Below are 11138 nucleotides of genomic sequence, written 5' to 3'. Positions count from 1 at the left end.
GCGTGCAGGAACCGGGAGGCGGCGTCGTGGTAGTCCTGAGCGGGCAACCAGTGGGTTGCCCGGGGCCGCACCACCCGCCGTACAGGGCGCCGTTGCTCCGCCCGCGCCCGCCCGGCGAGCCTTCCGTCAGTGACCGTGCTGCGTCCGGGGCGGCAAGGTCCGACCGACGCGTCGTCGCCGCCGCGTGAGGAGAGGGGCTCAGCGGCCTTCGCGCCGCGCGGCCAGCAGGAAGAGCCAGATCTCGCTCACGGTGGGGAAGCAGGCGACGGCGTGCCGCAGCCGCTTGAGCGGGACCTCGCCGGCGACCGCGACGGTGGCCGAGTGCAGCAGTTCGCTGATACCGGGGCCGACGAAGGTGACGCCGAGCAAAATCTCCCGGTCCAGATCGACGACCATCCGGGCGTGACCCCGGTAGCCGTCGGCGTAGAGCTTGGCGCCCTGGGCCGCGGTGAAGTCGACGTCGACGACCTCGATCCGGTGTCCGGCGCGGGCCGCCTGCTCGGCGGTCAGGCCCACGGCGCCGGCCTCGGGGTCGGTGAAGAAGACCTGGGGCACGGCGTGCTGGTCGGCTGTGGTGGCGTGGTCGCCCCAGGCACCGTCGTCCAGCGGGCGCCCGGCGGCTCGGGCGCCGATGGCGTCGCCCGCGGTACGGCCCTGGTATTTGCCCTGGTGGGTGAGGAGCGCGCGGCGGTTGACGTCGCCGAGCGCGTAGAGCCATTCGCCGTCGACGCCGTCGACCAGGCAGGTGGTGTCCACGTCCAGCCACGAGCCGGGGGTGAGGCCGATGGTGTCCAGGCCGATGTCGTCGGTGGCGGGTGTGCGGCCGGTGGCGAACAGGACCTCGTCGACCTCCACTTCGCTGCCGTCGTCGAGGCTGAGTGTGACGGGGCCCGCGGCGTCCGGACGGCGCAGAGCCGTCACCCGCACACCGATCCGCACGTCCGCCCCGGCCTCGGTGAGACCGCGTTCGATCAACTCCCCGGCAAAGGGTTCCAGGCGGGGCAGCAGCGCACGGCGGGCGATGAGGGTGACCTGGGAGCCGAGGCCCTGCCAGAGGGTGGCCATCTCCACGCCGACCCCGCCACCGCCGACGATGGCGAGCCGGGCGGGCACGGTGCTGGAGTCGGTGCCGTTCCGGTTGGTCCAGGGCCGGGCCTCGTCGATGCCCGGGAGATCGGGCATCGCCGGCCGGCTGCCGGTGGCGATGGCCACCGCGTGCCGGGCGGTGAGGGTCTGCGGTGTGCCGTCGTCGGGGGTGACCGTCACACGGCGGGGACCGTCGATCCTGCCGTGCCCGCGGAAGAGGTCGGCGCCGATGGACTTGACCCACCGGACCTGGCCGCTGTCGTCCCAGTCGGTGACGTAGCGGTTGCGGCGGGCGAACACCCCGTCGCTGTCGAGTCTGCCGGTCACGGCCTGCCGTGCCCCGTCCACGCGGGTGACGTCCGCGAGGGCGATGACCGGTCGCAGCAGTGCCTTGCTGGGCACGCAGGCCCAGTAGGAGCATTCGCCGCCGACGAGTTCGCGTTCCACGACGGCCACCGTGAGGCCGGCGGCGCGTGCGCGGTCGGCGACGTTCTGTCCGACCGGGCCGGCGCCCAGCACGATCACGTCGTAGGTGCCGTCTTCATGGGACTCGGATGCTGCAGTCATCACTGCCTCGCTTCATCATGATGGGTACGGGTCCGGCGGGCGTTCGTCGCGTTACGGCCGGGGGTCGGTCATCGCTGTCGGTGGCACCGACGGGGACGGGGTGGGTGCGCCGAGACGCGCACCTTGTGCCGTGGTCGGCGCTCTTCCCACTCCACAGAACACCGGTGCCGGATCCCTCGCAGCTTTTGCCGTTCGGCCGACCGACGCCTGCCGGCGGCCGGGAGCCGACCGGTGCGGCTCCGTTCGAGGGGCGGCCTGACCGGGTCGGCGGGTGGGGCGTGCGGGCCGCTGTCGGCAGGACAGGATCGCGACCCGCACGGCAGGGGCGTCAGGCCGACCGGTGCGGCGTGACGACGGGGAACTCGTTGTCCGTTCCGGCGACGATGTTGAAGTAGTTGGTCAGGATGTTCAGGGCGAGGTTGCCCACGACTTCCGCGATTTCGGCGTCGGTCACGCCGGCGGACCGGGCCGACTTCAGCACGCTCTCGTCGATCGTGCCGCGGCCGCGGGCGATGGCGTCGGAGAGGGTGAGCAGCGCTGCCGTGTGCGAGTCGGAGGACTCGGCGTGGCGAGCGCGCTCTATTTCGTCACTGTCGATCTTGGCGACGTTCTTGCCCAGGAAGGTGTGCGCGGACAGGCAGTAGCCGCAGCGGTTGTACTCCGCGGTGGCCAGTGCGAGTCGCTCGCGGACCGCGGCGGGAAGCACACCGCCGACCAGAGCGTCCGACAGGCTCATCCAACCCTTGAGCAGGGCCGGGCTGTTCGCCATCACCTTCGCCATGTTCGGCACGGAGCCGACGCTCTTCTTGAGTTCGCCGAGCAGGGTGGCGGCTTCGCCGGTGGCCTCGGCGGGGTTGATCTGGGGCAGCGCTGACATAGCGGCTCTCCTGGAGATTCCATTGATCTAATGGTTGGCTGATGCCTTAACAATTAGAAATATGGCGCGCCGAATCCGCGATGTCAAATGGTTGTTCTGCAGTCGATCCATTAGATGGTGGTATGATCGGGGACATGGCGGAAGGGACCTCGATCACGAGCGCGACACTGCTGGGGGAGCCCCTGCCCATCGAGCTCATGAACACCGTGGCACTCGACCGTGGCCGGACGTGCGACGCTCTGGCCGACGACGCCGGCCCGGCTGCCTGGCTGCGCGCGGTCGCCGACCGCCTCGGCCCGGTCAGCGGCCTGGAGGCCGACCAGATCGACGAACACACGGTGCGCCCGGTCGCCGGAGAACTGCGTGCGCTGCGCGACGCGCTGCGGCAGTTGGCGGCCGAGGTGACCGATGATCCGCGTCCCCCTGCCACCGCGTCCGGCTCCGCGCGTCATGAGGCGATCGCCACGCTCAACGCTCTCGCTCGGGCCTGGCCCGAGCTCGTCTGGCCCGCGGACGGCCCGCCCTCGCGTATGTACCGTGGCTCGGGAACGGCTGCGCGCCTCGCCGTCCAGCTCATCGCCCACCAGGCAGTCGTGCTTCTCACCGGACCCGACCGGGAGCGCCTGCGCCCCTGCCTCGCCCCCAACTGCCTGCTCTACTTCTTCAAGAACCACCCGCGCCGCGAGTGGTGCTCCCCGGCCTGCGGCAACCGCGTCCGCGTCGCCCGCCACTACCGGCGGCACCGCTCCGCGTAAGCGATACACGGACAAGGCGTCGCTCCGGCGACAGGGCCCCGTACGACCGAACACCCACCGTCCCCGGAGCAGGCGCCCGCCCGCGCCCGCCCGCGCGCGCCGGACCGCCGTCGGCCAGGAGCGGCGAGTCGCTCCTGGCCGACGGTCTCGGTCGTGCGACTCAGACGGCGACGCGACCGCCGTCGACGGGGACGATCGCGCCATGCACGAAGCTCGCCGCGTCGCTCGCCAGGAACGCGATCACGGAGGCGATCTCCTCAGGACTCGCCGGGCGGCCCGCGGGGGCCTGAGCAGCGAGACCGCCCAGGTCGTCGCCCATTCCGGCCGTTCCCTCAGTGCGTGTCGGCCCGACCTGGACGGCGTTGACCCGGACACCCCGCGGACCGTACTCGGCCGCCCACGACTTGGTCAGCAGGTTCACGGCGGCCTTGCTCGACCCGTACAGGGCCATGCCCGCCATGCCGAAGTCGGCCACCACGGTGCTCACGTTGATGACGGAGCCACGGCCGCGCTCGGCCATGCCCGGCGCGAGCTGGGCCACGAGGTAGTAGGGAACCTTCACGTTCAGCGCGTAGACCGCGTCGAACTGCTCCTCCGCCGTGTCGGCGGTGGGCCCGAAGGGATAGATGCCGGCGTTGTTCACCAGGATGTCGACCGCACCGGTCATGTCGGTCGCGCGCCGTGCCAGGTCTCGGGCGGCGTCGGCCGTCGTGAGGTCGGCGGCCAGGAAGTCGGCCTTGCCACCCCGGGCCCGGATGCTCACGGCCACGGACTCGCCACGTGACACATTCCGTCCGGCGACCAGCACATGCGCCCCATGCTCGGCGAGCAGGCCCGCGGTCGCTGCTCCGATGCCGCTGGTGGCTCCGGTGACCAGTGCGACACTGCCTGCGAGGTAGGAAGAATTCACGGTAAGCACTCCATCGAATAGTTGGCTGCCACGCAGAACGTACGCCTCTTTTCATGAAATGCATTCCACCTCCTCTCCCGTGGCGTCGCGAATAAGGCGCTCACCGATCACGAGGGGCGACTCCCACATTGCCACAAGCATCATCTGCGCAGGTCAGGAGCGTGACACCTATCTTATTCCGCGGATCGAGGAAATCGGCCATCGAGTTACTCGATGACGGCTTCCGTTAATTCCTATGGCGGCGTCCACTGGTGTTCCCGGCGACGTGGACGGCGAAGAGTGCTCAGATGCTGTCCACCGCTGGAAGCCCGGTGATGAAGCCGGCCAGATCGCGGCGCCGGGCATGGGCCGGCCACGCGGCCCAGGTGCGGCGCACCAAGGGATGCTGATGCAGAGGCCTCCAGACGACGTCCTCCGGCAGTGGCTGGGACCACTGGGGCGGGGCCAGGGCGAATGCCTTCCCCGTGCTGACCGCCGCCAGTTTGACCTCGGCGATCAACGACTGGTCCTCCGGTGCCTCCGGGCCCAGGTCGAGGCCGAAGCTGCGCAGGACCGAGGTGACTTCGTCGTACCACGCGGGGCTGCCGGAGCGGGGGAAGCTCACCCACTCCAGACCCCGCAAGGCATCCAGGCGCACTCCCTCGTCGTCCGCCAACTCGGCGGCGGCACTCGCGGCCAGCAGCACGCCCAGCTTCTCCGTGACGACCAGCATGGCGTCGAGGTCGGGGTCCGCAGGACGTTCCCGCAGCAGGCCGATGTCGAGCTCGCCGATGCGCAGCGCGTGCAGTTGGGCCGCGGACGACAGATGGCGGGCCTGTACGCGCGTGTCGGGGCACGCGGCCGCCATCCGCTCCATCGCCGGCCGGAGCAGGTCCGACGGCAGTTCCAGCGGAATGCCGACCCGTAGCAGTCCGCATCCCGGGCTCGTCAGGCTTGCCATGGTCCGCAGTGCCTGGTCGTGCCGGGAGATCACCGCGCGGGCCTCGGCCAGCAGGGTCTCTCCCTCCTCGGTGGGGCGGACACCGGTGTTGGTGCGGATCAGCAGCCTCAGTCCGAGTTGCCTCTCCAGGCCGCTCACCGTCTGCGACAGCGCCGACTGGCTCACGTGCAGGCGGCGTGCGGCGGCAGACATACCGCGCTCCTCGACGACAGCGATGAAGGCCCGGAGTTCCCGCAGTTCCATCCCTCCATACCAGCACATGGCGTCGAGCAGGTCATCCGCCTGCGAGAAGGCGGACCGATGGCCGCGTTCGCCCAGGTCGATGGCCGCGGCAGGGGCCCGGACCGGGCCCGCCGTGCTTCCCCGCGCCTCGGGGAAATCAGCGGTCCGCGACCGCGGCGGGCGTGATCGACGCCCGCCGCGGAGCCGGCACCGCCGAGGGCACCCCGTACGCGCCCCACGACGACGGCACTCGGCAACTGCTGCCGCTGCAACCGAGGTTCGGGCTCCGGCTGATCCGCGACGGCCGCGGCACCCTGCCCGAGGCATCACCATCGCGGCCGACGCCGTCGACGTCACCCGGACGCTCGCCCCGGTCGACGGCATCCCCCTGTCGCCTGCCGTACGGCCGTGTCACGAGCTACGCCGCCGACCGTCGCCGCGAGGTCGCGCGGCGGCCGTTCGGCAGCCGTGTCGTCAGCGAATCCCCACGCGCCCCAGAGCGCGGCGCTGACCCGGTGTCGGCCTCGCCGGGAAGTAGAGGTAGCAGACCCCTCCCGAACCGCTCCTGACCTTGCCGTTCGCGTCGTAGCGCTTGGTGCGCAGCCAGATGTTCTCGAACTCCCGGCGCGCATACACGCGCCGCACCGCCGCGTCGCTCGGCGAGGCCGGGTCGTTGGCGATCACGTCCCCGTCGGCGGTGAAACCGATGATGGTCATCAGGTGGCCGGAGGTGCCGTAGCCCGCTCCGGTCAGCTCGGTCTTCAGGAACGACTGGGACGTTATGGCGGGGATGCCCGCGGCGATCAGGGTCTCCACGTCGTTGAGGGAGCCGAGGCGGGTGACGACGCCCTGGAGTCCGTCGAAGGTCGCCGCGTAGGCCGCGTTGAAGGGCCAGTTGCCGCAGCCTGCGTACTGGTAGTCGTACGTGGACCGGGCCGCGTGGCAGACCTGGGGGTCGGCGTAGGACGGGTCGACCCAGGAGAGTTGCTCGGGGGTGAGCCGGCCGCCCCAGTACTCGATGATCATCTGCGAGGAGGTGGGGCTGCACCAGGCCTCGCCGCCGTTGTCGTACTGGGGGTACTGGCCCGCGTGGATCTCCTGCGAGAAACGCGGGACGGTCAGTTCCCTCCCGGGCAGGGCGGGTGCGGAGGCGGGGACGGTGAAGCGGTCGGGGATGTCGGACCCCATGGCGCCCACGCGCCACACCGTCGGGGTGAGGCCGGTGCCGGGCCTGCGGTAGAGGGTGAGACGGAGCCGGTAGGAGGTCAGGCGCAGGCCGGAGGCCGGGTCGTCGATGGAGAAGGTGTCCGTCCAGATGGTGCTTCTGCCGTCGGTCTGGTCGTCGACGGAGGTCCGCTTGATGTCCTGGTCGCCGGCCGCCCAGCGGCCCATGACGTACCAGGGGGTGTCCGTGCCGTCGGAGTACGTGCCCCGCAGTTCGACCTGCAGCCAGGTGCCGGCCGGGGTGTGGGCGTTCCAGGAGGCGATCGCCTCGGTCGCGGGGACGGGGAGCCGGTGGACCGGGCCGGTCCAGGTGGCGTACTCCCACGTGCCGGTGGTGCCGGTGTGCGGATCGGTGTAGTCGGTGGTTCCGGCCGGGGTGGCGATGTGCAGGCCGGGGCGCAGGCCCGCGACGGCGCGGGTGCCGTGGGACGTACCGGAGCGCCAGTCGGCGTACGTGGTCCAGGCGCGGTAGTCGACCGGGCGGGTGGAGTGCGGGGTGGCGGCGGTGCGCTCCGTCGCGGCGGCCGTCGGAGCGGCGGCGCCCGCCACGGCGGCGGCGACCGCGGCGGTCAGGACGGATCTGCGGGACGGGTGTTCGGCACTGCTCATGGGTGGGAGACCCCCAGGTTCCGAGTCGGGGAGGGAGCGGGTCCGTGCACGGCAATGGGCCCACTATGGCCGCGGGGACGGGCTCCTGCCAGCACTTCGGCACACGCCACGCCTACCAATATTGGTCTCTACCAGTGGCATGACCTGGGGGTCCTTGCAGCAGGGCGAGCCCCCGGCGCGCACCGGCGCCGGGGGCGGGGGCATGTGCGTCAGATCAGGTCCATCGCCGCCACCTCGTCCGGACGGCCGTAGCTGACCGGCCCCCGGAAGCGGCGGCGCGCCGTGGCGAACCACCACAGGGTGGCCACGAGCAGGACCACGGCCAGGGCGACGGGGGCGTAGTTGAAGGAGTCGACGGTGATCGGGAAGGCCTGCGGCAGCATGAACAGCACGCTGCTCAGGGCGATCCAGGCGACGGCCGCGATCCCCGCCGGGCACCCCCAGCGGCCCAGGTGCCAGGGGCCCGGCTGGAACTCGTCGCCCAGACGCAGGCGGAGCAGGATCGGCACGGCGTAGGCGAGGAACAGCCCGACCGCGTTGACGCTGACGATGGCGGTGAAGGCCGTGTGCGACCACCAGCCGGGCAGGATCGGCGCCAGAGAACAGGCGACGGCGAGCCAGACCGCTTTGACGGGGGTGCGGGTACGCGGGGAGACCGAGTGCCACCAGCGGGAGCCGGGCATCGTGCCGTCCCGGGAGAAAACGAAGATCTGCCGGGTGTTGCTGGTGAGGTCGGCCAGGCCGCAGAAGAGCATGGCACCGATCACGATGAGCAGCAGTGCCCTGGCGGTGCCGAGGCCGAGCGCGTCGATGAGGATCTGGCCGGGCGGCGCGTCCGCGGCGGCCACATGGCCGTAGTCGTGAATGCCGAGGACCAGGGCGAGCATGAGGATCAGACCGGTGACGGCGGAACAGGCGATGGCGCGGGTGATGCCTCGGGGCGCGTTCACGGTCGCCCGGACCGTTTCCTCGGACATGTGGAAGCCGCCGTCGAAGCCGGTGAAGGTCCAGCTGGTGACCAGCAGGCCGAGCATGCCTCCGTAAAGTCCGCTCGTGAAACCGGTGTTGTTGGCGAAATGCGTGACGAAGGACGCGGGACGGTGGTGGTCGGGGACGGCCACGAGAGCGGTCACGATCACCACGAGACCGATGAGCAGCCACCCTACGGAGATCCGGTTCAGGACGGCGACCAACCGGACCGTGTAGGTGTTGGCCAGGCCCTGGACCACGATGATCAGCGCCGTGATCAGCACCGTCTGGTGTGCCGTGGGCCGGTAGGAGGGCCACTGCAGGGCGACGAGGGCCTGGACGAAGGTGGCCGCCGCGTAGCCGGTGGCCGCGGTGCCGCCGGCCTGGCCGACGAAGTTCAGCCAGCCGGTGAACCACGACCAGGCCCCCTTGTGCCGCCTGGCGCGTTTTCCGGCCGAGAAATACAGCGCGCCGCTCGTCGGAAATGCGGAGGCCACTTCGGCCATGGCTGCGCCGATGAAGAGCACCATGACGGACACGCCGATCCAGCCGAATACGAGGATGCGCGGGCCGCCCGCGTTCATCCCGAATCCGAACGACGAGAAAATACCCGGGATGATGTTGATGATGGTGAAGGATATGGCGAAGTCGTCGAACGCCCTGAAGCGCCGGGTGAGTTATCTGGGATAGCCCATGGCGTGCAGGGTGGCGTCGTCGTCGAGAGTGTGCGGGGCGGCCCTGCCGTGGAACGTCGTCCGTTCCGGCACGTGTCGGCCTTTCTCTCGATGGGGGGTCGGGCGAGGTCAGGACGATCAGGAGGTGGGGGGCACGGGCAGGCCGCAGGCCCGCCGGGCGCGCGAGAGCTGCTCGACGGGGTCGCCGAAGAGGCACCACGGCATGCGTGAGGCGTAGGGGCCCATGGCGATGAGGACCGCGCGGGCCTCGAACTCACGCCCGCCCTGGACCAGGGCGTGGGCGAGGTAGGCCAGGTCGAGCACCGGGGTGAAGCGGTGACCGGCCACCGTCGGCAGCCAGTTCCGGTAGACGGCGAGCGCGGTGGAGCGCCACTGCGGCAGTTCCCACACACGGCCGGCGAGCAGTCGGGCCGGGTCGTGGCTCTCCACCAGGGTGACCAGCGGCAGCAGCCGCAGCGCGCTGTCTGCCGGTGCCCGTCGGCCGAGGAAGGCGGCGACGTCCCAGGCGGCGTTGACCGACCCGCCGTACCCGGTGAAGAAACACGCGAGGAAACGGTGGTGGGCCTCGCGGTGCCAGGGGTCGAGGGACAGGATGTGGGCGAACAGCCGCCAGGGTCCCGGCGGGGCGGTGAGCAGCCCCTGCGGCGCCGGATCGCGCAGCCGGCGCAGCCGGGCCATGGCCAGTTCGGCGACCCACGGGGTGGGGTCGGCGGGGGCCGTGGCCGCGGCGCGTTCGCAGGCGGACAGGGCTGTCCGCTCCAGCGGTTCGGCCCGCGGGTCGCGGGTGTCGGCGGCGCGCAGCGCCCTGATCACGGCCACCCGCGCCCACACGAGCGCGGACTCGGGTGTGGGTTCCTCGGCCAGCCAGTGTTCGGCGAGGTCGGAGTCGGCCGCCTCGGAGGCCACCACCAGGGAGCGGTGGGCCCGCAGGGCGAAGTCGTCGCGGGTCTCGGCGAGGGCGGCCCGGGCGCTCGCCCAGCGGCCGGCCCGGACGTCGACGCATGTGCTCGCCAGGGCGTGGTCGTCCGCCGCCGGATGCCAGACATACTGCCCTTCGAATAACCCAGCGGCCATCTACCCCGTCCGTCCCGTTCGACGCCTCACTGTCGCGCATCAGGTACTTTACTCATCACGGAGCACAACCGGAACGCCGTTTTTGATATGTCCGCCCGTGGATTCCCGGCAAGAATAGGGAGTCGGGCGGCCGTTCACCCAGTAGTTCAATTCGGCACCATTCGAGGGGCGCCTATAGGGGCAGGTCGGGGCGGCCATTAGAATGTTCCCCGCACATATGCCGCCACCTCGCCCCGGGAATCGCCATTCACACCCTCGCCGCCCGCCTCCGAAACCTTGCGCCGTCCTGCGGCCCCGTCCGCCTGGTCGGCGTCGACGGGCACGCCGGGTCCGGGAAGTCCACGTTCGCCGGCCGGCTGGCCGTGGCGCTGGGCGGCGCCCCCGTGCTGCATCTGGACGACATCGCCAGCCATGAGGAGCTGTTCGCGTGGGACGGCCGGCTGCTGACCGAGGTGATCGAGCCGTTGGCCCAAGGCGCGACGGCCCACTACTCCCCCTACGACTGGCACGCCCGGCGTCCCGGCCCTGCCCGCGCGCTGCCACCGGCGCCGGTGGTGCTCGTCGAGGGCGTGGGGGCCGGCCGCCGGGCGCTGCGCCCGTACCTGGCCCGTCTGTTGTGGATGGACCTGCCCCGCGAGGAGTCGTGGGCGCGAGGGCGGGCGCGGGACGGGGAGGAGCAGCGGGAGTTCTGGGCCGGATGGGTCGAGGCGGAACGCCGGCACTTCGCCGACGACCCGTCGCGACCCTTCGCGGATCTCCTGGTGCGGCAGGTGGGGCAGGGATATGAGGTGCTCACGACGCCGGCCGGGACCGCTGATACGGACCGGGATGTCACTCACCGTGACGAGCCATCGGCGATGTGGTGAGCCCGTGAGGACCCTTGCGCAGGAACTTGGCCGAGTACCCCAACTCCGCTTGACCGGGGGACCATACAGGTCTTACGTTCTCAATGTGCGGTCGAGACGGACCGCCCGCAGACACGAAGCCCCCGGTTGTTCCCCCGTGATCGGGGGCTTCGTTCTGCCCGGGTCCTGATATCCGGACGCTGCGCGGCGCCGATCGCTCACCCTCGGTCACCGGCGCACGACGCGCCCTTTCCGCTCCCACCTCCCCGAACACCCCCTGCCGCACCCTTCGGCGCGCGGCGGCCCCCCAGGTACGATGCCCTCGGTGCGACCTTCGAACGGCTGCTTCGCGCACCTGCAACTCC

At 71.2% G+C, this 11138-nt stretch carries 9 protein-coding genes; 2 read left to right on the top strand and 7 right to left on the bottom strand.

What is annotated here, in order from left to right; translation table 11 throughout:
* Window positions 1-198 precede the first annotated feature (198 nt).
* Window positions 199-1653 (bottom strand): dihydrolipoyl dehydrogenase family protein, encoded by a 1455-nt coding sequence (locus ACWDUZ_RS31210; RefSeq protein WP_451635162.1) that lies wholly within the window; start codon window positions 1651-1653, stop codon window positions 199-201.
* 328 nt (window positions 1654-1981) lie between these two features.
* Window positions 1982-2530, bottom strand: a complete 549-nt coding sequence (locus ACWDUZ_RS31205) for a carboxymuconolactone decarboxylase family protein (RefSeq protein ID WP_451635161.1) — start codon at window positions 2528-2530, stop codon at window positions 1982-1984.
* Window positions 2531-2664: 134 nt separating this feature from the next.
* Between ACWDUZ_RS31205 and ACWDUZ_RS31200 the strand changes: the two genes are divergently transcribed.
* Window positions 2665-3285 (top strand): CGNR zinc finger domain-containing protein, encoded by a 621-nt coding sequence (locus ACWDUZ_RS31200; RefSeq protein WP_451635160.1) that lies wholly within the window; start codon window positions 2665-2667, stop codon window positions 3283-3285.
* Window positions 3286-3445: 160 nt separating this feature from the next.
* Here the strand turns inward: ACWDUZ_RS31200 and ACWDUZ_RS31195 are convergent, their stop codons facing one another.
* The 5 genes from ACWDUZ_RS31195 to ACWDUZ_RS31175 form a co-directional block, all read right to left on the bottom strand.
* Entirely contained in the window at window positions 3446-4195 is a 750-nt protein-coding gene (locus ACWDUZ_RS31195) for an SDR family NAD(P)-dependent oxidoreductase (protein ID WP_451635159.1), read from the bottom strand.
* Between the two features lie 283 nt (window positions 4196-4478).
* Window positions 4479-5378 (bottom strand): LysR substrate-binding domain-containing protein, encoded by a 900-nt coding sequence (locus ACWDUZ_RS31190; protein WP_451635158.1) that lies wholly within the window; start codon window positions 5376-5378, stop codon window positions 4479-4481.
* Between the two features lie 453 nt (window positions 5379-5831).
* Entirely contained in the window at window positions 5832-7190 is a 1359-nt protein-coding gene (locus ACWDUZ_RS31185) for a peptidase C39 family protein (RefSeq protein WP_451635157.1), read from the bottom strand.
* Between the two features lie 209 nt (window positions 7191-7399).
* Window positions 7400-8800, bottom strand: coding sequence for an amino acid permease (locus ACWDUZ_RS31180; protein WP_451635164.1), 1401 nt, complete (start codon window positions 8798-8800; stop codon window positions 7400-7402).
* A gap of 171 nt (window positions 8801-8971) precedes the next feature.
* On the bottom strand, window positions 8972-9928 hold the full coding sequence (locus ACWDUZ_RS31175; RefSeq protein ID WP_451635156.1) for a hypothetical protein: 957 nt from the start codon (window positions 9926-9928) through the stop codon (window positions 8972-8974).
* Between the two features lie 245 nt (window positions 9929-10173).
* On the opposite strand from ACWDUZ_RS31175, the gene ACWDUZ_RS31170 reads away from it, so the two are divergent.
* A complete protein-coding gene (locus ACWDUZ_RS31170) occupies window positions 10174-10794 on the top strand; it encodes a uridine kinase family protein (protein WP_451635163.1) in 621 nt (206 codons plus the stop codon).
* The last annotated feature ends 344 nt before the right edge of the window (window positions 10795-11138 follow it).

It is taken from the genome of Streptomyces sp. NPDC003393 (genome assembly GCF_053589015.1).
This window is presented reverse-complemented; position numbering and strand designations above follow the sequence as displayed.

Excerpts from the sequence above, each read along its gene's own strand:
- ACWDUZ_RS31205 (WP_451635161.1), bottom strand. The coding sequence starts at position 2,530 with ATGTCAGCGCTGCCCCAGATCAACCCCGCCGAGGCCACCGGCGAAGCC.
- ACWDUZ_RS31185 (WP_451635157.1), bottom strand. The coding sequence starts at position 7,190 with ATGAGCAGTGCCGAACACCCGTCCCGCAGATCCGTCCTGACCGCCGCG.
- ACWDUZ_RS31175 (WP_451635156.1), bottom strand. The coding sequence starts at position 9,928 with ATGGCCGCTGGGTTATTCGAAGGGCAGTATGTCTGGCATCCGGCGGCG.
- ACWDUZ_RS31200 (WP_451635160.1), top strand. The coding sequence starts at position 2,665 with ATGGCGGAAGGGACCTCGATCACGAGCGCGACACTGCTGGGGGAGCCC.
- ACWDUZ_RS31210 (WP_451635162.1), bottom strand. The coding sequence starts at position 1,653 with ATGACTGCAGCATCCGAGTCCCATGAAGACGGCACCTACGACGTGATC.
- ACWDUZ_RS31190 (WP_451635158.1), bottom strand. The coding sequence starts at position 5,378 with ATGGAACTGCGGGAACTCCGGGCCTTCATCGCTGTCGTCGAGGAGCGC.